The 22,770-nt window shown below is 67.3% G+C and carries 26 protein-coding genes; 15 read left to right on the top strand and 11 right to left on the bottom strand.

Annotated elements, in window-relative coordinates; all coding sequences use genetic code 11:
- Positions 1-16 precede the first annotated feature (16 nt).
- On the bottom strand, positions 17-1,903 hold the full coding sequence (locus tag SBI67_RS00940; RefSeq protein ID WP_318978769.1) for an acyl-CoA synthetase: 1,887 nt from the start codon (positions 1,901-1,903) through the stop codon (positions 17-19).
- A gap of 255 nt (positions 1,904-2,158) precedes the next feature.
- On the opposite strand from SBI67_RS00940, the gene SBI67_RS00935 reads away from it, so the two are divergent.
- From SBI67_RS00935 to SBI67_RS00925, 3 genes are all read left to right on the top strand, one after another.
- Complete coding sequence (locus tag SBI67_RS00935) at positions 2,159-2,884, top strand: TetR/AcrR family transcriptional regulator (RefSeq protein ID WP_318978768.1); 726 nt, start codon at positions 2,159-2,161, stop codon at positions 2,882-2,884.
- A 150-nt stretch (positions 2,885-3,034) separates the two neighbouring features.
- Positions 3,035-3,232, top strand: a complete 198-nt coding sequence (locus SBI67_RS00930; RefSeq protein ID WP_318978767.1) for a ferredoxin — start codon at positions 3,035-3,037, stop codon at positions 3,230-3,232.
- A 61-nt stretch (positions 3,233-3,293) separates the two neighbouring features.
- Positions 3,294-3,851, top strand: coding sequence for an isochorismatase family protein (locus tag SBI67_RS00925; protein WP_318978766.1), 558 nt, complete (start codon positions 3,294-3,296; stop codon positions 3,849-3,851).
- Between the two features lie 12 nt (positions 3,852-3,863).
- On the opposite strand, the gene SBI67_RS00920 is transcribed toward SBI67_RS00925, so the two are convergent.
- Together SBI67_RS00920 and SBI67_RS00915 are read right to left on the bottom strand one after the other, a co-directional pair.
- Positions 3,864-4,844, bottom strand: a complete 981-nt coding sequence (locus SBI67_RS00920) for an SDR family oxidoreductase (protein ID WP_318978765.1) — start codon at positions 4,842-4,844, stop codon at positions 3,864-3,866.
- A 63-nt stretch (positions 4,845-4,907) separates the two neighbouring features.
- Positions 4,908-5,714, bottom strand: a complete 807-nt coding sequence (locus SBI67_RS00915) for an SDR family NAD(P)-dependent oxidoreductase (protein ID WP_318978764.1) — start codon at positions 5,712-5,714, stop codon at positions 4,908-4,910.
- A 113-nt stretch (positions 5,715-5,827) separates the two neighbouring features.
- Here SBI67_RS00915 and SBI67_RS00910 point away from each other — a divergent pair, with 113 nt between their 5' ends.
- Complete coding sequence (locus tag SBI67_RS00910; RefSeq protein ID WP_318978763.1) at positions 5,828-6,547, top strand: transposase; 720 nt, start codon at positions 5,828-5,830, stop codon at positions 6,545-6,547.
- A gap of 20 nt (positions 6,548-6,567) precedes the next feature.
- On the opposite strand, the gene phoU is transcribed toward SBI67_RS00910, so the two are convergent.
- The gene (phoU, locus tag SBI67_RS00905; protein ID WP_318978762.1) at positions 6,568-7,215 is read right to left on the bottom strand and encodes a phosphate signaling complex protein PhoU; all 648 of its coding nucleotides are present in this window, start codon (positions 7,213-7,215) and stop codon (positions 6,568-6,570) included.
- 154 nt (positions 7,216-7,369) lie between these two features.
- Between phoU and SBI67_RS00900 the strand changes: the two genes are divergently transcribed.
- Genes SBI67_RS00900 through SBI67_RS00890 form a run of 3 tightly spaced genes read left to right on the top strand, consistent with a single transcriptional unit; the run spans position 7,370 to position 8,420 of the window.
- Positions 7,370-7,678, top strand: coding sequence for a DUF3349 domain-containing protein (locus SBI67_RS00900; RefSeq protein WP_318978761.1), 309 nt, complete (start codon positions 7,370-7,372; stop codon positions 7,676-7,678).
- 9 nt (positions 7,679-7,687) lie between these two features.
- Positions 7,688-7,948: a hypothetical protein gene (locus SBI67_RS00895; protein ID WP_318978760.1), complete on the top strand. Its 261-nt coding sequence runs from the start codon at positions 7,688-7,690 to the stop codon at positions 7,946-7,948.
- A gap of 46 nt (positions 7,949-7,994) precedes the next feature.
- On the top strand, positions 7,995-8,420 hold the full coding sequence (locus SBI67_RS00890; protein WP_318978759.1) for a pyridoxamine 5'-phosphate oxidase family protein: 426 nt from the start codon (positions 7,995-7,997) through the stop codon (positions 8,418-8,420).
- A gap of 110 nt (positions 8,421-8,530) precedes the next feature.
- Here the strand turns inward: SBI67_RS00890 and SBI67_RS00885 are convergent, their stop codons facing one another.
- A complete protein-coding gene (locus SBI67_RS00885) occupies positions 8,531-9,526 on the bottom strand; it encodes an NAD(P)-dependent alcohol dehydrogenase (protein ID WP_318979535.1) in 996 nt (331 codons plus the stop codon).
- Between the two features lie 91 nt (positions 9,527-9,617).
- Here SBI67_RS00885 and SBI67_RS00880 point away from each other — a divergent pair, with 91 nt between their 5' ends.
- On the top strand, positions 9,618-10,427 hold the full coding sequence (locus SBI67_RS00880) for a bestrophin-like domain (RefSeq protein WP_318978758.1): 810 nt from the start codon (positions 9,618-9,620) through the stop codon (positions 10,425-10,427).
- A gap of 6 nt (positions 10,428-10,433) precedes the next feature.
- Here the strand turns inward: SBI67_RS00880 and SBI67_RS00875 are convergent, their stop codons facing one another.
- Positions 10,434-11,081 carry a TetR/AcrR family transcriptional regulator gene (locus SBI67_RS00875; RefSeq protein WP_318978757.1) on the bottom strand — a complete coding sequence of 216 codons (648 nt, stop codon included), beginning with the start codon at positions 11,079-11,081 and terminating at the stop codon, positions 10,434-10,436.
- 140 nt (positions 11,082-11,221) lie between these two features.
- Here SBI67_RS00875 and pat point away from each other — a divergent pair, with 140 nt between their 5' ends.
- Positions 11,222-12,241, top strand: coding sequence for an acetyltransferase Pat (gene pat, locus SBI67_RS00870; protein WP_318978756.1), 1,020 nt, complete (start codon positions 11,222-11,224; stop codon positions 12,239-12,241).
- Entirely contained in the window at positions 12,241-13,083 is an 843-nt protein-coding gene (locus SBI67_RS00865) for a shikimate 5-dehydrogenase (RefSeq protein WP_318978755.1), read from the top strand. Before pat ends, SBI67_RS00865 begins: the two co-directional genes overlap by 1 nt.
- Before the next feature lie 62 nt (positions 13,084-13,145).
- On the opposite strand, the gene lpqN is transcribed toward SBI67_RS00865, so the two are convergent.
- Positions 13,146-13,865: an envelope biogenesis lipoprotein LpqN gene (gene lpqN / locus SBI67_RS00860; protein ID WP_318978754.1), complete on the bottom strand. Its 720-nt coding sequence runs from the start codon at positions 13,863-13,865 to the stop codon at positions 13,146-13,148.
- A 100-nt stretch (positions 13,866-13,965) separates the two neighbouring features.
- Here lpqN and SBI67_RS00855 point away from each other — a divergent pair, with 100 nt between their 5' ends.
- The gene (locus SBI67_RS00855; protein ID WP_318978753.1) at positions 13,966-14,655 is read left to right on the top strand and encodes a DUF5642 family protein; all 690 of its coding nucleotides are present in this window, start codon (positions 13,966-13,968) and stop codon (positions 14,653-14,655) included.
- A 20-nt stretch (positions 14,656-14,675) separates the two neighbouring features.
- Positions 14,676-15,332 (top strand): DUF5642 family protein, encoded by a 657-nt coding sequence (locus SBI67_RS00850; protein ID WP_318978752.1) that lies wholly within the window; start codon positions 14,676-14,678, stop codon positions 15,330-15,332.
- A gap of 3 nt (positions 15,333-15,335) precedes the next feature.
- On the opposite strand, the gene SBI67_RS00845 is transcribed toward SBI67_RS00850, so the two are convergent.
- Together SBI67_RS00845 and soxR are read right to left on the bottom strand one after the other, a co-directional pair.
- On the bottom strand, positions 15,336-15,944 hold the full coding sequence (locus SBI67_RS00845) for an alpha-ketoglutarate-dependent dioxygenase AlkB (RefSeq protein WP_266048785.1): 609 nt from the start codon (positions 15,942-15,944) through the stop codon (positions 15,336-15,338).
- 31 nt (positions 15,945-15,975) lie between these two features.
- The gene (soxR, locus tag SBI67_RS00840) at positions 15,976-16,407 is read right to left on the bottom strand and encodes a redox-sensitive transcriptional activator SoxR (RefSeq protein ID WP_318978751.1); all 432 of its coding nucleotides are present in this window, start codon (positions 16,405-16,407) and stop codon (positions 15,976-15,978) included.
- A gap of 34 nt (positions 16,408-16,441) precedes the next feature.
- Here soxR and arcA point away from each other — a divergent pair, with 34 nt between their 5' ends.
- Positions 16,442-17,653 carry an arginine deiminase gene (arcA, locus tag SBI67_RS00835; RefSeq protein ID WP_266048783.1) on the top strand — a complete coding sequence of 404 codons (1,212 nt, stop codon included), beginning with the start codon at positions 16,442-16,444 and terminating at the stop codon, positions 17,651-17,653.
- Between the two features lie 10 nt (positions 17,654-17,663).
- Positions 17,664-18,956 (top strand): cryptochrome/photolyase family protein, encoded by a 1,293-nt coding sequence (locus SBI67_RS00830; RefSeq protein ID WP_318978750.1) that lies wholly within the window; start codon positions 17,664-17,666, stop codon positions 18,954-18,956.
- 187 nt (positions 18,957-19,143) lie between these two features.
- On the opposite strand, the gene SBI67_RS00825 is transcribed toward SBI67_RS00830, so the two are convergent.
- Positions 19,144-20,682, bottom strand: coding sequence for a dolichyl-phosphate-mannose--protein mannosyltransferase (locus tag SBI67_RS00825; protein ID WP_318978749.1), 1,539 nt, complete (start codon positions 20,680-20,682; stop codon positions 19,144-19,146).
- A 62-nt stretch (positions 20,683-20,744) separates the two neighbouring features.
- On the opposite strand from SBI67_RS00825, the gene rsmI reads away from it, so the two are divergent.
- The gene (gene rsmI / locus SBI67_RS00820; RefSeq protein ID WP_318979534.1) at positions 20,745-21,581 is read left to right on the top strand and encodes a 16S rRNA (cytidine(1402)-2'-O)-methyltransferase; all 837 of its coding nucleotides are present in this window, start codon (positions 20,745-20,747) and stop codon (positions 21,579-21,581) included.
- Here rsmI and SBI67_RS00815 read toward each other — a convergent pair.
- Entirely contained in the window at positions 21,551-22,765 is a 1,215-nt protein-coding gene (locus SBI67_RS00815) for an aminodeoxychorismate synthase component I (protein ID WP_318978748.1), read from the bottom strand. The two genes, rsmI and SBI67_RS00815, sit on opposite strands and share 31 nt — an antisense overlap.
- Positions 22,766-22,770 lie beyond the last annotated feature (5 nt).

The raw sequence follows: 22,770 nt of genomic DNA, 5'->3' as shown, positions 1-22,770 counted from the left end.
AACACGCGGATGGTTCCTATTCGGGGTGGATCTCATGGTTGACCGCGAAAGACTTCACCACGCGTTCCACCGCGGAGCGGTCGGCGTCGGCTGCGAGGGTGAGTGTGACGGTGGGTATTCCGGCGTTGACTTTCCCGACGATGTGCACCACACCGGGCTGCGCGGCAAGGGCGTCGATGAGCGCGTGTTCGGCGGCGGTGGCGCGCAACGGCACTTTGTAGGGCTTGCCCACGTCGGTGACCGGTATGGCGTCGATGACGGTGACCGTCTTGGGGATCGCGGCGCGTTCGCTGATCCGCTCGGCGGCGAAGGCGGTCAAGTCGTCACCGGTGACGGTGGCGCCTGGACGTAGGGCGACGAATCCGACGGGGACTTCACCGGAATGGGCGTCGGGGCGGGCCACTGCGGCGGCGGCGGTGACATCGGGATGAGCCAGGAGCGCGTCCTCGATCACGGCGGGGTCGATGTTGTGGCCGCCGCGGATGATGAGGTCTTTGGCCCGCCCGGCCAGGTAGACGAAGCCGTCGTCGTCGACGACGGCCAGATCACCGGTGTCCAGCCAGCCGTCGCGCAGGGCGCCACGACCGTCGAGCAGATAGCCGTCAGCCGTGCGACCGGTGACATAGCCGGGGAACACGGTGGGTCCACTGATGGCCAGCGTGCCGACCTGACCGGCCGGAACCTCCTGCCAGGCGCCGTCGTCGCCGACTTCGACGATTTTGAGCTGCTGGTAGGGCATACGTTGTCCGACCGCACCGGGGCGAGGGTGATCGGGGAAGCTGCGGGCACTGGCACAGGTCGCCTCCGTGAGCCCGTACCCTTCGACCAGGTTCACTCCGGTGGCGTTGTGGAAGTCCAGGCGCACGGTGTCCGGCAGCGCCGAAGCCCCTGACACCGCAGAGGTCAGTGTGGAGATGTCGGCGTCGACCGGGATCTGGGCCAGCACCGCGTAGACGGTCGGCACGGCGCTCATCGCCGCGAGTCGGTAGTGCTCGACGATGCGCCAAAAGTTCTGGTACAGACTCATGTCGCGGTAGCCCAGCGGCCCGGCCCACACGACGGGCTGTCCGCGTAACAGTGGGGCCAGCAGGGTGACGATCAGGGCGTTGACGTGAAACAGCGGCAGGGCCGCGAAGACGACGGCATCGTCGTCAAGGTCGGCGCCGACGGCGACCATCCATGCGTCGGCGACTTCGTTGCCGTGGGTATGGGCGGCCAGCTTCGGTGTGCCGGTGGTGCCCCCGGTGTGAAACAGCGCGGCCAACTGGGCCGAATCGGCCGGTGCACCCTCGAGTGGTTGGTCATCGTGTTCGCCGGCCAGGGCCGACAGATAGGCAACAGTGGCGCCGGACAGGACCGGAAGCGGGCCTGGTGCGCCGGCTGCCAGGGTGGGACGGAGCAGCAAGACGGTGTCGATCAGGCCTGCTTCGACCAGCGCTGCGGCGCGTTGGACCCCAGCGGGGTCCAGATCGGGTGCAGCGGTGATCAATACGCGGGCACCCGAGAGGCGAGCGAGCTCGGCCACGTGCTCGCCGGACAACGACCCATTGATCGGCACCGCGATCCCGGCGGCCTGGGCCGCCAGCGTGGCGGTGATCAGTTCATCGCAGTTGGGGCTGATCAGCAGCACCGCATCGGCGCGCTGGATGCCGCAGTGCCGCAGAGCTTTTGCCGTCCGTGTCACGTCCGCAGCCAGTTGGCCGAACGTGCGGGTCGCACTGCTCAGATAGTCGGCTCCGTTGGGCAGGACGGTGAGCGCGGTGCGGTCCGGCCACAACCGCCCGGCGCGCAGGACAACGTCATAGGTGGAGGCGGGAAGCCCACGGCTTTCCAGTGGAACCTGTTCGATGACCGTGAGGTCGTGTGGCGATCGAGCATCAGGCCACAGCATGTCTGTACTCATGCGTGTCGCACCACCAACCGCTGCGTGCCCAGGTCGAGGGCACCGTCGTCGTCTTTCGTGCGCAGCACGGAAATGATCACTTGGCAGCAACTTTCAGTATGTCGATGAGGCGGTAGAGGTTGAGTTCGTTGTCGCCGCGGAGGTCGCTGCGCGCGACGACTCACGTATCTGAGGAAATCGTCACATGCGTGGGAATCATCAGTCAAGTGTTTTGACGAAATACTCAGAAGTGATCGTCACTGGTAAGATCGCGCCATGGATCTGCCTGAGCGCAGCGGCGCCACTTCGGCGGACGCGCGGGTCAACCGCTTGGAGCGACGGAAGCTGCGCACCCGCAACGCGTTGGTGCGTGCGGCCCAAGGCTTTATCGCGCACGGCAAACTGAATGTGCCGATCATGGAGATCACCCAGGCGGCTGACGTCGGTATGGGGTCCTTCTACAACCACTTCTCGACCAAGGAGGAGTTGTTCGAAGCGGCTCTGGCCGATGCCCTCGATGACCTCGGCGCACTGCTCGACAGTTTCACCAGTTCCATTGCCGACCCCGCCGAGGCCTTCGCCGCCAACTATCGGTTGAGTGGGCGACTGTTCCGCTACCGGCCCCAAGAGGCGGCGCTGCTGCTCGCTCATGGAGACTCACTGATCCTCTCGGATCGTGGATTGTCACCGCGAGCGCTACGCGACATTGCTGCGGCGATCGACCGAGGGCGTTTCACCATCGCGGATGCCGAACTGGGCCTGGCCATCGCCGGAGGCATGTTCGTCGGCCTGGCCACCTTGCTGAGGGAGCGGCCCGAACGTGACACCGAGGTCACCGTCGACGAGGTGACCGAGCGGCTGCTGCGGACGCTCGGCATGACGCCCAAGCAGGCAAAAGCGCTCTGCCAGAAGCCCCTGCCTGACATCTCCTCGTTGCGCGATTCGCCGGATGAGTGGCCAGTCCCGCTCGCGCCCAGTACATCTGAGCAGAGCTCCGACTGATCGTCGGTCGGCACTGCGCGCCTCACCGGCCTGCGCTGATGCCGTTTTTCTCAATAATGAGGATTTCGTCAAAAAGTATTGACGACGCGGCGCCCACCATGTGATCGTCACAGCACAGCCCCGGATACCTGCCGCGAGGAGAGCAAGCCCATGAGGATCATGATCGACCGGGACCGATGCGAAGGCCATGGTCAATGCGTGGCCGCAGCCCCCGACCTCTTCGACCTCGATGACGAAGGCATCGCGATCCTTCAGACATCCGAGCCGATCGCTAGCGACTTGGCCGAGCAAGCCACAGCGGCAGCCGAGGTCTGCCCCGTCGTGGCCCTGAGCCTGGCTGCGGATTAGACGGCAGGCCCTATCGCCAGCCGGGCGGGCGATGTCTGCCCACCAGGTGCATCATGTGGCTGTGACCATTCTGACCGGCCGGCCCAATACTGCCTTGCTCGTCATTGACGTCCAGAATGACGTGGTTGCGCAGGCGTACCAGCGTGACGCGGTGGTCCGCAACATCGCCGTCGTCGTCGAGCGTGCACGGCGTCAGCGCGTCGCTGTGATCTGGATTCGGCATTCCGACGACGACCTTCCGGCGGGCACCGCCGGCTGGGAAATCGTCTCCGAATTGCGGCCGCAGAACTCAGAACCCTTGATAGACAAACACTATGGCGATGCTTTCGAGGCCACGGAGCTCGAGGTCACGTTGTCAGGCCTTGCCGTCGGACACGTGGTGATCCTCGGGGCGGCCACCGATTTCTGCATTCGCTCCACGCTGCACGGCGCCCTCGTCAGGGGCTACGACGTGACACTGGTCAGCGACGCGCACACCACTGAAGACCTGCGGGCACAGGGGGCGCCGGCGCCCAAGGATGTCATCGCACATACCAATCTCTACTGGGCCGGCCAGCGTGCGCCCGGCCGGACGGCCGACACAGTTGAGACCGCAGGCATCTTCACCGCCTCACCGTGATCAGACGTATCGTCAGGCCGTGCCGACCCCGTGGGTTGTGGCGATACGGCGTGCGAACTGTTCGTAGCTGTTGGCCGGTCGCGGCAATACCTTCGGCAGATCGGCGAAGTTACCGGCGGGCAGTCCGTGCACGTCGTAGTACTTCATCATCCGGACGTAGGTGTCCTGAGCGTCTGCTGGCCAACTACGGAAGCCACGGACATTCGGTGCGGTCCGGAGCCCACGAATGATGGAGGCGCCGGAACGAAGTCTGGTCGACACCAGTGACCGTCCGATTGCCGCGCCCAATGGTCCGACGGCCAGCAAAGGGTTGGTCAACGACTCCGGGGGCAGCCGGACGGCAGTCATGGGATGACCAAGCACTCGGCTCCAGATCCGGGCCATCTCATGACGGTCGAGTTCGACGGTAGAGAGGTCATACGTCTGGCCGATGTGCCCTTCGGGGTGAGTCAGCACGTTGGCCGCCGCGGCAGCGATGTCCTCGACGTCGACCACTCCCATCCGGCTCTCCGGCGAGGTGGGATACGGGAGCAGGCCCGCGCCGAAGAACTCCCAAAAATCCAGGACGTTCTGCATGTAGTGCGACGGTCGAAGTACCGTCACGGGCAGGCCGGATTCACGTAACGCCGCTTCCGCCAAGAGCTTTTGGCGATGATGAGGAAGTTCGGCGATATCGGGATGGATGACCGAGTGGAAGACGATGTGCGTCAGCCGTTCGGACTGGGCTGCGGCGATCAGGCGTTCGACCACGGGAAGTTCGTCGATGAGCTGGGTCGGGGCGGCGTGATAGATCTGTCCTACGCCAGCTAGGGCTGACTCGAGGTCGCCGGGTCGTCGGAGGTCTCCGATCACGACTTCGGCGGCGCCGTCGGCTTTCGACCGTCGTGCCTGGTCGTCGTTCTTGACGAAAGCCCGCACCTTGCGATCATTGGCGACGAGACCGCGAACCAGCGGGCGTCCGACACCGCCTGCTGCGCTGGTAACCAGAATCATGTCTGCTCCTCTCTCAGAGCGTGGAGTACGTTGATGTGCAATGCAATTGGTCGACTCCGCCCATCAACGGATGGGATCATGTCGACCCTGTAGCGGTTGCAGCGAACGCGCTAGCATCGGCATGAGCACGCGCCGGGGAACCAGTCGTGCCAGTGCCGCGGACACCGTATTGCCGACGCCCGAGACGGCGGAGGGCGGAGTATGGCGGCGATCGAGTGCGCGCAATCCGGCGGCAGCGACCTGGTCGGCGGTCTGTAATCGGCCCACCACCGTGGCGGTTTCGCCGATCACGTCGAAAAACTCGGTGTGGGTGGGGCCTGGTGCGAAGGAAAACACCTTGACCCCGTGTGGTTTTGCTTCGTACCACAAGGATTGGCTGAAGCTGAGCACAAATGACTTCGACGCCGCATACAAGGCCAGGGAAGGTACCGGTTGATAGGCGGTGGTGCTGCAGATGTTCACGATGGCACCGTGCCGACGCTGGATCATCGCGGGCAGAAACGCATGGCAGATGTCGACGACGGCTGCGATGTCGACGGCCAGCACCCGCGCGTAGTCCCTTGCATCGCCGTCGAGAAATGGCCCCTGGGTGGCGAATCCGGCATTGTTGACGACGAGGTCGATATCGCCTTCGACGAGTTGGCGCAACCGGCTTCCGGGTTCCTCCGCGGCTAAGTCGAAAGGGACACGGGCGCAGTCGATCCCATGGGTTTCCTGGAGCTGGTCTGCGAGCACGTCGAGCCGATCCTGTCGGCGGGCCACCAACACGAGGTCACAGCCGCGCGTCGCGAGCGCGTGGGCGAAGGCCTTGCCAATGCCCGAGCTGGCACCGGTTACCAGGGCTCGCGAAGCGCTGAACTGCTTGACCATCGATACCTCTCCCACGGTTGGGTGGCGGCCGCATGTACTGCCGAGGTGCGTACAACTAAATGCGACTATTGCATATAGAGTGCAAATGATGCAATACCGCGTACGATCTGCGGATGGGTTCCAAGGCGCGCCGGAGCGACCCCGAGCGTCAGGCCGCGGTTAAGCGTGTCCTCGGCGGTCAGCGCGCATCGGCCGTTGCGCGCGAGTTGGGGGTACATCCGGCCACGCTGTATCGGTGGGTTCACGAAGCGTCCGATGGTGCCGCCGAGTCCACCGCGACGGATGTCCGTTTGCTGCACGCCACGCAATCGCTGCTGCGAGATCACGACTACAGCCAGATCACGGTCGAAGAGGTGGCCCGGTTTTCCGGCGTGGCGCTGCGGACCGCCTTCCATCGTTTCGAGAGCAAACGTGAACTCTTCCGGGCGGCGATCGACAACGCGGCGACGGTCTTGGTCGAGGCGATGGGGCAGCGGTACCAGGGCGTCCAATGGCCATCCGAGCCGTTGCTGCAGTTGAGTTTGTTCCTCCGACTGTCAGCCGAGGCCATCTATGCCACGCCGTCCGCCCACGTCCTGTTTCGCGACCTCGGAGTGCCGAGGTCGGACAGCTTCGCCTTGCGTTGGCACGACACCTTCGAGCAGGCGGTCGCGCAACTGCTCGGTATGTCGGCACGCGCCGCCACCATCGACCCCGATACCGACATCGCGGCAGCAGCCAAGCTGATCACCGGAGCGATGCGCGGAATACATGCCGCAGTATTCGAAGGCGCCGACCCGGCACAAGCTCTGCGAACCGTCGCCCGGCTCCACCTCACGGTGTTATCTGGATGAGTCGACCAGGGCTGAGCTGCTCACCCCTCCGGGATCTCCCCAGTCACCTGAAAGATGACCCGCCGCCCGATCTCCACGGCATGGTCGGCGAACCGTTCGTAGAACCGGCCCAACAACGTGATGTCCACCGCGCTGGCGACACCGTGGTCCCACTGCCGGTCCATCAGCACCGTGAACAGGTGCTTGTGCAGCTGGTCCATCGCCTCGTCGTCGCGGCTGATCTGGGCCGCCTTCTCCGGATCGCGGGACAGCACCACTTCTTGCGCGCAGGCGCTGAGTTCGACTGCGATACGGCCCATTTCGGCGAAGTAGCCGTCGACCTCCTCGGGTACGGCGTGCTCTGGGTGGCGACGGCGCGCGATCTTGGCCACGTGCAGCGCCAGGCCGCCCATCCGTTCGGAGTCGGCGACGCTCTGCATCGACCCGACGACCAGACGCAGATCGCTGGCGACGGGCGCCTGCAGCGCGAGCAGGATGAACGCCGCTTCCTCGGCTTGGGTGCGCAGCGCCGCCAGGTGTTCGTGATCGCTGATCACCTGCTCGGCGGTGACGAGGTCCGCCTGCAGGAGAGCTTGTGTCGCCCGCTCCATGGCCGCGCCGGCCAGCCCGCACATATCGCTGAGCGTCTGGGTCAGCCCGTCGAGCTGATCCTGGAATCCGGTGCGCATTGTCACACAGTAGTGGCTGGTCGCTGCGGAAGCTGAAGGTGGTGAACACCTCGTAAATGTGGTCTGACCGGACGGTGAAACGCCTTGCTCCGCGGCCGCCCTACCGACTACCAAGGAATAAACGCTGACATGGCCGGGGGGCCGAGGGGGAACAGTGGCGCTGTCGGATGTGCTGGCCCGGATACTGGCCTTCCTGCGGGCCGGTTATCCCGACGGCATCCCGGCCGATGACTACATCCCGCTGGTCGCTGTGCTGCGGCGGCGGCTCACCGAGGACGAAGTGCTCTCGCTGACAACTCAATTGATCGCAACGGGAAGCAGGCCCGCCCACGGCACCGACGTCCGGGTGGCCATCACCAAGCTGACCGACGAACTGCCCTCCCATGAGGACGTCCAGCGCGTGGAGCGCCGGCTGCTGGCGGCCGGCTGGCCGATCGACGATCCGCTGACCTTCCCGAAGTAGGGCGTGGACGTGACCCTCGACGATGGCGTGGTCCGCCGGCTCACCCAACCGTCCGAGCGGGCCCAAGCCGAACTCTTCGCCGAAGTACTCCGGGACGAGATCACCACCATGACGGCGAAAATAACCAAGGCCGAGGCGAATTGGCGGCGGCGCTGCCAGGCCAAGGGTTATGTGGAGCCACCGGGCCGGATCGCGGTGGTGCTCGAACGCATCGAAGAGGCGACGCGCATGCTCGATGCCATCGACGAGCGCTTCCTGCGGGCCCGGTGATCGGCAGCGGGAATACCTCCCGTCCGCGACGGCGTTGCCCGCCGGTATGAGCAGACCTCTCGGAGAAGCGCAGCGCGAAGAGTTCCTGGCCGCCAAGCACGTGGGCGTGCTGTCGGTGGCCACCACCGACGGCCGACCGCCCGCCAGTGTCCCGATCTGGTATGACTACACGCCCGACGGGCTCATCCGGATCAACACCGGCGCGGCGTCGCGCAAGGTCCGCCTGATCCGGCAAGCCGGCGCGGTGACCCTCGTCGTGCAACGGGAGGAACCGCCCTATCAGTACGTGGTCGTCGAGGGCAGCGTCGTGGACACCGTCGAGCCCGCGCCGCAAGAGGTACGCGAAGCCATCGCCATCCGCTATCTGGGGGAGGACGGCGGACGCGCGTTCGTCGAGGCGATGAAAGACAGTCCGAGCGTGCTCTTCCTGGTGCGTCCGGACCGCTGGATCACCGCGGACTACTCAGACTGAGCTGCCGCCGGAATGTCGGGACGGTTCCCCCGGCAGCTGTCTGTACCGGGGGAACCTGACGCGGAGACCACCCGGGCTGGGCTCGCGCGTCTGCGGCTACGAATCCCCGCCTAGGCACCGTTCGAAACCTGGGGCGGCGCGGTGTCGGGGATCAGTAAGAGTTTCCCGGTCATCCGACCCGTCCGGCTGAGCCGGTGTGCCTCCTCGGCGGCGGTCAGCGGAAAGGTCTTGGCGATGCTCACCCGCAACGAACCAGTGCCGACGGCATCGATCAGCGGCGCGAGCCGGGCCCCGGTGGGTCTGCCCAAAATGCCCTTGGATCGTCGAGGGGCGAGCACCCTGGCCGCCAGTGCGGCCGCGTCGTCCCCGGCCACCATGACGTGTCGGCCGCCGGGCGCCAGCAATGCCCGACACCGACGGGCGGCGTAACCGCCCGCACAGTCGACGACGACGCTGAACGGGCCATGCGCCCGCGCCTGCGCCAGGGCGTCGCCGCGGGTGTAGTCGACCACCGCGTCGGCGCCCAGCCCGGCCACCCGGTCGATATTGGCGCTCGAGCAGACCCCGCACACCAGGGCACCTTCCCGCTTGGCGATCTGCACCACCAACTGGCCGACGCCGCCGGAGGCGCCCAGCACCAGCACCCGACGCTCGGCCACCGGCACCTGCCGGATCCGGCCCAGGTCGATCACCGACATCCAGGCCGTGACTCCCGGGATGGGCAGGGCGGCCGCCACCGTGCTGTCGACCGATTCCGGTACCCGGCAGATCTGATCGCGGCGCACCAGCACCGTGTCGGCGTAGGAGCCGCGTTGCCGGCGCGCGAAGTTGGTGCCGCCGGCCACCCGGTCACCCACCGCGAGATCGGTGACCGCGGGGCCGACCGCATCCACCACCCCGGCGAAGTCCACTCCCACGATCACCGGTGGCCTGGGTCCCAGCAGACGGGCCGCCCACCGTAACGGGCCGCGGCTGCGCATCTTCCAATCCACCGGGTTCACGCCGATGGCCTGCACGCGCACCCGGACCTCGCGCCGGCGCGGCACGGGTGTCGGCAACTCGACCAATTCCAAGGGTGTGCCCGCCGCCCAGCTGTGTTGGGCCATCGCCTTCACAGCCGCACAGCGTAGCGGTCCGGCCGGACAAACCGCCGCCGGATGCAGGCCGTACCGTCTAGGGTTTTCAACCGCGTGACCCATGACGACGGGAGACCCGGTGGCTGCCTGGCTGGTGCTGCACGTCCCGGCGGGGCTGCTGCTGGTCATCCTGATCGCGGTCGTCGCCGGGGGCGCGGTGCTGGTGCTCAGGGCGATCCGGCACCGCTTCCCGGCGCTGACCCTGGATGAGCACAACGACGTCACCCGCTTCACCTACGGAGTGATCGGATTCGTGTACGCCTTCTTCATCGGTTTCGTCGTCTCGTCGATGTGGGGTTCGATCAACACCGCCGACGGCAACGCGCGAACCGAGGGTGCCGCCGCGGTCCAGATGGCAACGGACGCGACGATTTTCGCTCCGAAGGACCGGGACCGGGTGCGGTCCGCGCTACTGTCCTACGAGAACGCGGCCATCGCGGAATGGACCGAGGGCAACAATCGGCGATCACCGGCCGCCGATCGGGCCTTGATCGACCTGCGCACGGCGTACGGCCAGGTGCAGCCCGTCAACGACACCCAAAAGACGCTTCTGGCAACGTCATTCACCAACCTGGACAAGATCGGCCAAGCGCGTACGGCGCGCATCCTGCAGGCTCGCACCGACGACGGACCACCATGGCCGCTCTGGGCGGTCATCTTCATCACCAGCGCCATGGTGCTGGGCACCGCCATCGTCTACGGGGTCGAGCGGCCGGCGATGCACTACCCGATGGTGATCATCGTCGGGGTGTTGGTGGCCACCAACCTGTTCCTGGTGCTGGAGCTGGCGCACCCGTTCATCGGCGATATCGCCACCACACCGGACCCGTTGCGCGAAGCAGTCCGGGTGCTCACCGAACCCGCAGGTTGACCACGCTCAGCTGGCGGCCGGCTCCTGCAGAGTCCAAAGGTCGTTGGCCAGCAGCCGCTGCACCTTGTCCACCACGGCCGCCACTTCGGCATCGGTGCCGACGAATCCGGCGTAGAAACCGATGCCGAACATCAGCACCAGAAGCATCTCCACCAAGATCTCGGGATCGCTGGCGGCACTGAGCTCGCCCGAGGCCACCGCATCGCTGACGGCGGTGGTGACGAAGCTGCGCAGGTCATCACGCGGGGCGTAGCTGTCCTGGCTCAGCTCGGGATGGCGATGGGACTCCAGCATCGACGTCACGAGGAACGCCGCCGCCGAGTCGTACTCGCGGTGCGCCATCATCATCCCGCTGAGGAATGCCGAGAGCCTGTCGGCCAGATTGGTGTGGGCTGCCGCGGCGGTCATCCCCGACGTGATCAGCGCGGCGTTGGTGGCGGTGAGTACCTCTTGGTACAGCGCCCGCTTGTTCGCAAAGTAATGATTGATCGCCGGCCGCGTCAGATCGGCGCGCTCGGCGATCGCCTGGAACGTCGCCGCGTCGTAGCCAAGTTCGCTGAAAACCAGTCGTGCCGCACGGACGATCCGCTCGCGGGTCTCCGAACCGTTAGCTGCCCGGGGACGACCGCGAGTGCGGCGCAGCGCTTGAGTCATACGCGGAGTTTGCCACAGATATCTGACCAGTGCGTAGAAACGCTGCTAGCGCGGTTAACCTCACGTGCCACACAGCAAAGTCCGGTGCGCTTCGTCGCGGTTCGTGGACCTGGTCGCGCCGGAAGTCGTAGCCTCGTGAGGTGGTGAGTGTGACCGGTGCGCGGGCCGACGAACTGGCCGCATTGGGGTTCTTCGCCGGGTGCTCGGCCGCCGAACTGCTGCCACTGGCGGCACTGCTGCAGCCGCTGGCCGCCGGCGCCGGAGACGTGCTCATGCGCCAAGGCGAGCAGGCGGCCACCTTCCTGCTGATCGGCTCCGGCACCGCCGAGGTGACCCATATCGGCGAGGACGGCGAAGCGACCGTGGTACCGCTGCAGCCCGGACTGGTGGTCGGAGAGATCGCGCTGCTGCGCGGTGTGCCGAGAACCGCGACGGTGACGGCCACCGGGGCGCTCACCGGCTGGGTCGGCGGACCCGAAGCGTTCGCCATCATGCTTGACCTGCCGGTTTCCGGTGCGCGCGGCGACGGGGTCAGGTCGTTGATGGACCGGTTGGTGCGCATCGCCCGGCAGCGGCTGGCGACCTTCATCACGCCGATTCCCGCCACCATGCGCGACGGCACCGTCCTGTATCTGCGGCCGGTGTTGCCCGGAGACAACGAACGCACCATCCACGGCCCCGTGGAATTCTCCAGCGAGACGTTGTACCGCCGATTCCAGAGCACCCGGGTGCCGACGCCGTCGTTGATGGCCTATCTGTTCGAGGTCGACTACGTCGACCATTTCGTGTGGGTGCTGACCGATGGCCCGGACGGGCCGGTGGTGGCCGACGGGCGCTTCGTGCGGCTGGGGCATGATTCGACGACTGCCGAGGTGGCCTTCATCGTCGGCGATGCCTACCAGGGGCGTGGTATCGGCACTTTCTTGATGGACGCGCTGGCGGTGGCGGCGCGCGCCGGGGGAGTCAGCACGTTCACCGCACGGGTGCTGTCGGAGAACTATCCGATGCGGGCGATCCTGGATCGGGCCGGGGCGCACTGGGAGCGCGAAGACCTCAACGTGGTGACTACCGTGGTCGATGTGCCGAATGTGTCGGTGAGCCCGCAGCGGTATCGCGCCATCTATGAGATGGCCCGGCAGGTGATGCGGGCGGTGGGCTGATGACGGCGCCCAACGTCAGTGGCGGCCGGCCGCCACTGAATAAAGACACCCGGCTGTGCATCTCGCTGGCCGCCCGCCCGAGCAATATCGGCACCCGTTTCCACAACTACCTCTACGAGCAGCTGGGCCTGGACTTCATCTACAAGGCCTTCACCACCACCGATATCACCGCGGCGATCGGTGGCGTGCGCGCGCTGGGTATCCGGGGCTGCTCGGTGTCGATGCCGTTCAAGCGTGATGTGCTCGCCCTGGTCGACGAGGTCGAGCCGTCGGCCCTGGGCATCGAATCGGTCAACACCATCGTGAACGACGACGGTCACCTGCGCGCATCGAACACCGATTACCTTGCGGTGCAACAGTTGATCCGCAGCAACGGACTGAACCCCGGCGATGCCGTCGTCATCCGGGGCAGCGGCGGGATGGCCAGTGCCGTTGCCGCCGCGTTCCAGGACAGCGGCTTCGGTTCCGGTGTCATCGTGGCGCGAAACGCCGATACCGGCCGGGCGCTGGCCGAACGGCTGGGCTACGAGTACGCCCCCGAGGTGGGTTCACTGCGTGCGCCGATCCTGGTGAACGTCACCCCGATCGGTATGTCCGGAGGCCCCGAGGAACGCCAGCAGGCGTTCGACGACGCGGCGATCGCGAACGCATCGGTGGTGTTCGATGTGGTGGCGCTGCCCTCGGAGACACCGCTCATCACGGCCGCACGGACCGCGGGCATCACGGTCATCACCGGCGCGGAGGTGATCGCGTTGCAGGCCGCCGAACAGTTCGAACGTTATACCGGGGTGCGGCCGACCCCGGACCAGATCGCGGCAGCCTCCGCAATCTCCCGCGCTTGATCGGTTGTGCTGCTGACGTTTTCGGTGCGGAGGCTACTTCCGCTGGGCCGCCGCGGATTGCGTCATGGCGTGATCGTCGTTTCCTTGTCGATGGCCGTGGTGACATCCATCAACGGACCCATCTGGTCTTCGGTGCCTTCGGCGTTGAGTTGCAGGACGAACAGATCCTGGCCGGCCGGGATGATCACCGTCTTCTGGGCGATCAAGCGTTTCTGCCCATCCTTGACGTAGGTACCGCCCACCTGCACGGCGTCGAAGCCGCCGAGTTTGCCGCTCTTGCCCGAGCTGGCGCCTTCGTAGTCGGGCAGGTTCTGCAGTTCGCCGGGGGCGTACTCCACGACCTTTGCCGGATCGGCGCCGGTCAACTTGGACATGATGGCGGTGACCGTCGGCGGGACCGGCCTGGCAGACGGATCGGTGAACACGATCTGTTCCCATGCCCCGGCGGGCGCCTTGGCGCCGGCGTCGGCCCAGCCCTCCGGTGTCGGCAGGTTCAACGTCGGAGTCCCGGGATCGCCGCGCTTGACCGGTGTTTCGGTGATGTGGTTGTCCTTGATGTAGTCGGCGAGTGTGTAATGCGCCCCCGCCGCCGGGGTGGGCGCGGCGCTGGTGGCACTGGCCGCGGAGGTCTCAGATGTCGCTGACGTCGCAGAAGTCGCTGAGGCGCTGGTGCTTTCCTGCGACGCGGGCGTGCTCTTGGTATCCGAGCCGCAGCCGGCCAGGGCGAGCCCGAGCACCGCGGCGCCCGCTGCGAGTCCACGTGCCGTGGTGTACCAGTTCATGCCTTCTCCTGTGGTCGACGCCGTCCTGCCGGGGAATCCTGCCAGAAACCTGGGTACCCCGGCGCGAATCGGTCCGCGACACCACCGTCACCGCGCGTCGATGCCCACGCGGATGTGGTATCACAGCGGCGTGCGGACGATGGCGATATGCCTGGTGGCGACGGTGGGCCTGACGGCCTGCGGGTCGCCGTCCGAAATCGCGCCGCCCTCGCCGACTCCGCCGGCATCGTCGGGTGCGCCCGGCCCCGTCCAGCCCGCGGCCATCGCCAGGGCCCGGGCCGATCTGCCTGCCGGGTACGAGGTGACCGATCTCGTCGAACCGGTTGCGCCGGCATCCTTTTGGGGTTTCACCTCCGGGTGGGCGGCGGTGCCGGAGCACTGCGGTGAACTCGCCGATCCCGGCGCCGGCACCCCGGTGCGGGGTTGGTCGGCGTCGGGTCCGGGTGGGATCGTCTACGCCATCGTCGCCGGGCCAGGCGCACGGGTGGGCGCTCCGGACGGCTGCGCGGCGTGGTCGCTGACGGGCGGGCACACGAGTGCGGCGGTGACGCTCGCACCCGCCCCGGCGATCCCGGACACGCCGACCGTGGCGATGAGTGCCGTGGCGACCACCACCGTCGAAGGCGGCACCGTGACCCGGATGCATGCCGACACGGTCACCGCGTACCTGGCCGGGGCGTACATCGCCTCCGTCACCGTGATCACCGACCCCGGATCCGCCCAGCAGAAGCTACCCGGCGACACCACGTCACACCTGCTGGCACAGGTGGTTTCGGCGGTCACCAGGTGACGCCGGTAGATTTGGCGTCGATGCTCACTCCACGAGCGGCCGCCCTCGTGGCCTGTGCTGCCGCACTCACCGCGTGCTCCGCCGCCAAGCCGGCCGCCCAGCCCGATATCGCGCACATCGTCGACCTGAAGTCGCAGTTCGGGCCGGAGTTCCACGTGACCACCGTGGCCCCGACCGGTATCGACTCGAAGATGCTCGCCGCCCAGCCGTTGCCGCCGGGTGTCACGATCACACCCCCGGACTGTGCGAAGTTGGCCACCGGGCTGGCCGTGCCACCGGGGGTGAAGGGCAATATGGCGGCGACGACGGCCGAGGGCAACGGCAATCGGTTCATCGTCATCGCGATGGAGACCTCCGACGCCATCGGCTTCAACGATCCCGGACCGGCTTGTCAGAAGGTGGACTACGCCGGCGCCGGCGTCGCCGGGCAGGTGCAGGTGGTCGAATCCCCGAAGATCGACGATGCGCGGGTGTTGGGCACTCATCGGGTGCTACGGACGATGGTGAACGGGGCGCCGCGCACCGGGGAACTGTTCAACTATGTGGCCAGTTTCGGCACGTTTGTGGTGATGGTGACCGCAAATCCGCTGGTGGAGCCGAATAAGCCGGTCGTGCCGGTGGACACCGGCAGGGCGCGGGATCTGCTCACCAAGGCCGTGGCCGACGTGCGCGGCTGACCGCTACCGCACGTCGCGCGGCCGGAACTGGATGCTGATCCGGGGGCCGACGGGCCGGGCCGTCTTGGGCACGGAATGCTCCCACGTGCGCTGACAGGACCCGCCCATCACCAACAGGTCACCGTGGGCCTGCGGCAACCGCAGGCTGCGTCCGCCGGTGCGCGGTCGCATCGCGAAAACCCTTCGCGCACCCAGGCTGACGATTGCCACCATGGTGTCGGCCGTACTGCTGCGACCGATGGTGTCCCCATGCCAGGCCACGCTGTCGTCACCGTCGCGATACAGGCACAGTCCGGCGGTGGTGAAGCGCTCACCCAGTTCACCGGCGTAGATGTCGTTGAGCCGGACCCGTAGCTTGGCGATGCCGGGGTGTGGTGCGGTTTCGGTGGTGAGATCGTGGAAGCTCACCAGCCGGGGGACATCGAGCACCCGTTCGTACATCTGCCGGCGTTCGGCCCGCCACGGGATGGCCGTGAGCAGCTCGTCGAAGAAGCTGTCCTCGCCTTCCGGTGACCCGTTGAGCCAACCGGCCCGGACGTCGATCCAGGCGCCGTCGCCCAGGTAGCGACGCTCCGAGTGGTCGAAAAGCGACCCCTGAACGGCCAGAGACACACGTCGATGTTATCGCACAAGCGTTCGATTGCTAGAGCTTGGCGGCACCCGGTCCGTGTTGGGAGAGCATGTCGCCCGGATTGGACAGGAGGCAGGTCTTCAGGCTCAGGCAGCCGCAGCCGATGCAATCGGCCAGGTTGTCGCGCAGGCGTTCCAGGTGCATGATCCGTTCGTCGAGGTCGCGACGCCAGCCGGCCGAGAGTTTGGCCCAGTCCTTACTGGTGGGCACCCGGTCCGACGGTAACGAGGCCAGCGCCTCGCGGATCCGGACCAGGGGGATGCCCAGTCGCTGGGACATCCGGATGAACGCCACCCGGCGCAGCGTCTCGCGCGGGTAGCGGCGCTGATTACCGCTGGTGCGCCGCGATCCGATGAGTCCCTCGCGCTCGTAGAAGTGCAGCGCCGACACCGCCACACCGCTGCGGTGTGCCAGCTCACCCGGCGTCAGCTCATGGGATTCCATACACCTCAACCATAGTTGAGATAACGTCTGCGGTGTGGAATCGGGTCAAGTGTTGGGATGTAATTCGGAAGTCGGCACCCTCAAGGTTGTCATCCTGCACCGTCCTGGTGCCGAGTTGCAGCGACTGACGCCACGCAACAACGACAGTCTGTTGTTCGACGGTCTACCGTGGGTGGCCAAGGCGCAGGAGGAGCATGACGCCTTCGCTGCCGTGCTGGCCGACCGCGGCGTGGAGGTGCTGCTGCTGGCCGATCTGCTCACCGAGGCGCTGGCCTCGGGCGCGGCCAGGATGCACGGCATCTCCGCTGCCGTCGATGCCCGGCGGCTGGGCATTCCGCTGGCGCAAGAACTTTCGTCCTACTTGCGCACGCTGGACGCCGCGACGTTGGCGCACGTGCTGATCGCCGGGATGACGTTCACCGAGTTGCCGTTCGCGGGCAGTGAGCTGTCACTGGTGCGCCGTATGCACCACGGCGCGGACTTCGTGATCGACCCCTTGCCGAATCTGATGTTCACCAGGGACTCGTCCTTCTGGATCGGGCCGAGAATGGCGATCACCTCGTTGGCACTACCGGCCCGGTCGCGGGAATCGTCGTTGACCGATTTGATCTACGCGCACCATCCCCGCTTCCTCGGGGTGCGACGGGCCTACGAGTCGCGTTCCGCGCCGGTCGAAGGCGGCGACGTGCTGCTGCTGCGGCCGGGAGTGGTGGCGGTCGGGGTGGGGGAGCGCACCACCCCGGCGGGTGCAGAAGCCTTGGCGCGCAGCCTGTTCGAGGACGATCTGGCGCATACGGTGCTGGCGGTACCGATCGCCCAGCAGCGCGCCCAGATGCACCTGGACACGGTCTGCACCATGGTCGACACCGATGCCGTGGTGATGTACCCGAATATCGTCGACTCCCTGTCGGCGTTCACCATGCACCGCACCCCCGAGGGCGGGGTGCAGATCGACGACGAGCGTCCCTTCGTCCGGGCCGCGGCCGATGCCATGGAAATCGACACGTTGCGCGTCATCGACACCGGCCTGGACCCGGTGACCGCCGAACGTGAGCAGTGGGACGACGGCAACAACACCTTGGCGCTGGCCCCCGGGGTGGTGGTGGCCTACGAACGCAACACCGAAACCAATGCCCGCCTTGTCGATTCGGGAATCGAGGTGCTCACCATCGCGGCCTCGGAGCTGGGCAGCGGTCGGGGTGGGCCGCGGTGCATGTCCTGTCCGGCGGCGCGCGACCCGCTGTAACGTCGCCGGTATGCCTACGTTGCTGTGGTTTCGGCGCGATCTGCGCTTGCACGACCTGCCGGCGCTGCTGGACGCCGCAGAACCCGACGGCGAGGTGCTGGCCTGCTACGTCCTGGATCCCCGGCTGAAGGCCAGTTCCGGCCAGCGCCGGCTGCAGTACCTGTACGACGCGCTGCGTGACCTGAACGACCAACTCGACGGCCGGCTGCTGGTGACCCAGGGCCGGCCCGAGAAGCGGATCCCGGCCCTGGTCGAGAAGATCGGCGCCGCCGCGGTGCACGTGTCAGGGGACTACTCGCCGTTCGGTAAGCGCCGCGACGCCGCGGTGCGCGAGGCCTTGGGCGAGGTGCCGCTGGAAGAGTCGGGCTCACCGTATCTGGTGTCCCCGGGACGCGTCACCAAGGACGACGGCGCCCCGTACAAGGTGTTCACCCCGTTCTTCCGGGCGTGGACCGCGCACGGGTGGCGGGCGCCGGCCAAGACCGGACCGTCGTCGGCCCGCTGGATCGACCCGGCAGACGTGGGCGGTGGCGTGGACATCCCGGCCGGCACCGCCGAGCTCGAGCTGCCGGCCGGGGAGACGGCGGCGCGCGCGGCGTGGAAGCGCTTCGTGGGCGACGGGCTGGCCGATTATGCCGATGACCGCAACCGCCCGGATCGCGACGCCAGCAGTCGCATGTCGGCGCACCTCAAATTCGGCACCATCCATCCCCGCAGCATGGCCGCAGATCTCGGGAAAGGCGAAGGGGCGCAAGCCTATCTACGCGAGCTGGCGTTCCGGGACTTCTACGCCGACGTGCTGCACCACTGGCCGCGCAGCGCGTGGTGGAACTGGAACGCCAACTTCGACGCGATCGCCGTCGACGAGGACGCCGAGGCGCGCGAGCGGTTCGAGCTGTGGAAAGCGGGAGAGACCGGATTCCCGATCGTCGACGCCGGGATGCGTCAGCTTGCCGCAACCGGATTCATGCACAACAGGGTGCGGATGATCACCGCGTCGTTCCTGGTGAAGGATCTGCACCTGCCGTGGCAATGGGGCGCGCGATGGTTCCTGGATCAGCTGGTGGACGGCGATATGGCCAGCAATCAGCACGGCTGGCAGTGGGCGGCCGGGTGCGGCACCGACGCCGCCCCGTACTTCCGGGTGTTCAACCCCGACACCCAGGGCAAGAAGTTCGACCCCGACGAGGTATACGTGCGGCGTTGGGTGCCGGAGTACGGCAGCCCCGATTACCCGGCGCCGATGGTGGACCACAAGGCCGAGCGGGCCGAGGCGTTGCGGCGGTACGACGCGATTCGGTAGCGCCGAGATCGACGAAATGCCGAAAACTACTCGGGCGGATTCATACGGCCCAGGCCCACCCTGGACCTCGATACCCCAGCCCAACGTCTTGCCGCCCTCATTAGCCAAACAGCCTGAATGTTTCCCCAACCACTTGACATTGCCTCGCACAAACTGACCCAAACGTGCATTTGGGCGGGGGTTGGGCTCAGCGCCAGCTGGGCAACCAGATCTGCATATTCCACGTCGCCTGCGAAATGGGCAGCCCGGTGAGTATCGGGTACATCCAGGCGAAGTTCGTGATCACCAGCGCCACATAACAACTCACCGCGATCAGCCCGAGCGTCCGTCGTTCGGCATTCTGATTGGGTTGGTGCAGCACATCGCCCAGGATCAGCGCGATCGCCATGATCAGGAACGGCGCCATGGTGGTGGCGTAGAAGAAGTACATCTGCCGGTCGATATCGGCGAACCACGGTAGGAAGCCGGCGAAGTATCCCGTCAGCACCACCGCGTAGCGCCAGTCGCGGCGCACGAACGCCCGCCACAGCGCCCAGCCCAGCACCGGGACGGCGATGAACCACATCGCCGGCGTGCCGACCAGCATCACGGCCTTCACACACGACTGCGCCCCGCACCCGGGCACGTTCTGTTGATCGATGGCGTAGAGCACCGGCCGCAACGACATCGGCCACGTCCACGGCTTGGACTCCCACGGATGGTGGTTGCCTGCGGCGTTGGTAAGCGTGGAATGGAAGTGATAGGCCTGATACGTGTAGTGCCACAGCGACCGCAGGGCGTCGGGCATCCAACTGTCCAGGCCGATCGAGCGACCTTCCTCGTGCCGGTCCACGGCGGTCTCGGAGGCGAACCATGGCGCGTAGGTACCCAGGTACACCAGGAACGGGATGATCCAGAACACGTAGATCGACGGACCCAGGTCGCGGCGCAGGGTGCCCAGCCAAGGCCGCGGCACCCGGTACTGGCGCCGGGCGACGACGTCGAAGGCCAGCGTCATGACACCGAAGAAGACGATGAAGTACAGGCCGGACCATTTCGTCGCACACGCCAGGCCCAGCAGCACCCCGGCGCCGAACCGCCACCAGCGCACGCCCAGCCGCGGTCCCCACGGGGTCTGGGCGATCCGTCCTTCCATCAACGCGGTGTGCATCCGGGACCGCACGTCGTCGCGGTCCACGATCAGTGCCCCGAAGGCGGCCACCACCCACAGCACCAGGAACACGTCGATCAGCGCGGTGCGTGACGAGACGAAGCTGACCCCGTCGGCGATCAGCAGCAGCCCGGCGATGCCGCCGACCAGCGTGGAGCGGGTGATCCGCCGCACGATGCGCGCGGTCAGCACGATGATGATGACGCCGCAGACGGCCGACGAGAACCGCCAGCCCAGCCCGTTGTAGCCGAAGATCCACTCGCCGATCGACATCAGCTGTTTGGACACCGGCGGGTGCACCACCAGCCCGTAGCCGGGGTTGTCCTCGACGCCGTGGTTGCTCAGCATCTGCCAGGCCTGCGGCGCGTAGTGCTTCTCGTCGAAGATCGGGGTGCCCGCGTCGGTGGGCGAACCGAGTCGCAGGAAGCGCGTCAGAGCGGCCAGCGCGCCGATGATGACGGTCATCACCCAGCCCTGCAGGCGATCCGTCGGCCCGAAATCCGGCACGGGAACCAGGGGGCCGGGGCTGATCACGGGAACGGCGCGCTCCGGCTGCACGGTATGGGGAGCGGTCATCACCGACGATCGTAGGCTGTCCTGTTGTGGAACCCCCGGTCACTCCGCTTCTGCCCGCCGAAATGGATGGTGGCCGACTACTGCTGGCGGCCACCCCGCTGGGTCAGCCCGCGGATGCGTCCAGCCGCCTGGTCGACGCCCTGGCGACCGCCGACGTGATCGCCGCCGAGGACACCCGCCGGGCCCGCGCGCTGACTTCGGCGCTGGGTGTCACCCCGGCCGGGCGGCTGCTCAGCGTGTTCGACCAGAACGAGGCCACCCGGGTGCCGGCCCTGCTCGACGAGATCCGCGGCGGCGCGACGGTGGTACTGATCAGCGACGCCGGCATGCCCCTGATCAACGACCCGGGCTACCGGCTGGTGACCGGTTGTATCGAGGCCGGCCTGACGGTCAGCTGCCTGCCCGGCCCATCGGCGGTGACGACGGCGCTGGCGGTCTCCGGCCTGGGCGCCGACAGGTTCTGTTTCGAGGGTTTCGCGCCGCGTAAGCAGGCGGCGCGGCGCACCTGGTTGACGACGCTGGCCACCGAGCAGCGCACCGCGGTGTTCTTCGAATCGCCGCGTCGGCTGGCCGACACCCTGCGCGACGCGGTGGACGTGCTCGGCGCCGAGCGGCGCGCGGTGGTGTGCCGCGAGTTGACCAAGACCCACGAGGAGATCAAGCGCGGCAGCCTCGGGGCGCTCGCGGACTGGGCGGCCGACGGGGTGCTGGGGGAGATCACCGTGGTGCTGGCCGGCGCGGTGCCCAAGGCCGATCTGGCGACACTGGTAGCCGAGGTCCTGGAGCTGGTGGCCGACGGCGCCCGGGTCAAGGACGCGTGTGCGCAGGTGATCGCCGCGCATTCGGGAGCGCCGTCCCGGCGAGAGCTCTACGATGCGGTGTTGAAGGCACGCGACTGAGAGAGCTGACGCACGATCGAGGCGGCTTTGTCGAGGCATTCCTGCCACTCCCGGTCCGGATCCGAGTCGGCGGTGATCCCGCCGCCCACCCCGAGCACAGCCCGTCCGTGCGGGTCGAACTCGACGGTGCGGATCGCCACGTTGAGCTCCGTTCCCGCCGCGGGCGAGGCCAATCCAACTGTCCCGCAATACACTCCACGACTATCCAGTTCCCAGTGCGACAGCAGCTGGCGCGCCCTTCCCTTCGGTGTGCCGGTCACCGACGCTGGCGGGAACGTCGCCTCGAGCACCGTGGCCATCGGCGTCTCGGCCGGGATCGCGGCCGCCACCGTCGACACCAGGTGCCACACCCCGGGCGCGCGGCGCACCCGCAGCAGCTCGGGGACGGTCACCGAACCGATATCGGCGAGCCGGCCCAGGTCATTGCGGACCAGGTCGACGATCATGATGTTCTCGGCGACATCCTTGACCGAGGATCGTAACGCCGACGGTGAATCGGTAAGAGGCAGTGTGCCTTTGATGGGGCTGGAGATCACTCGTCGGCCGTGTCTGCTGAGGAACAGCTCCGGGGATAACGATGCCACCGCGCCCCAATCCCCGGCGATATAGGCGGCCCGCGCCGGTGCGGTGCGGGCCACGGCATCGACGAAGAAGTCCAGGGGGTCGCCGCTGATCCGGCCGGTGAACTGGGTGCAGACGCAGGCCTGGTACACCTCGCCCGCGGCGATCGCTTCCAGGCAGGCCAGCACCCCGGCGCGGTGCGCCGCACGATCGGGAGCGCGCCAGTCGATGGTGTAGGCGCCGGCCGGGGCGGCGGTGATATCGGTCAGCCAGGCGGGGACCGGTGCACCGGAAAGGCTTTCGTACCACCAGTGTCCGTCACTGTCCTGGCGAAGCACGCAGTCCGACCAACCTCCTGCGGCGGCGGGGATGCGGGGCGCCCCGTCGGGGTAGCCCAGGTAGCCGAACCAGCCACCGCCGACATGCGGGCCGTGCCCCGGCCGCACGTCGAACATCCGCTCGCATGGGGTGGCGGTCACGGTGGGTGCGATCACGGCCCGCGAGGCGAACCAGTCACCGATCAGCGCGGCCGGCGGTGGCAACCCGCACCGGCGGCCGGCGTCGGCAACGGCACGCAGCACCCCGGGGGCGTCGCCCAAGTCGGCCAACCGCTCGATCCGCACCGGCC

Source organism: Mycolicibacterium chengduense (assembly GCF_033741155.1).
GTDB lineage: Bacteria > Actinomycetota > Actinomycetes > Mycobacteriales > Mycobacteriaceae > Mycobacterium.
The sequence above is the reverse complement of the archived record's forward strand: the minus strand, read 5'-3'. Positions and strand labels throughout refer to the sequence as shown.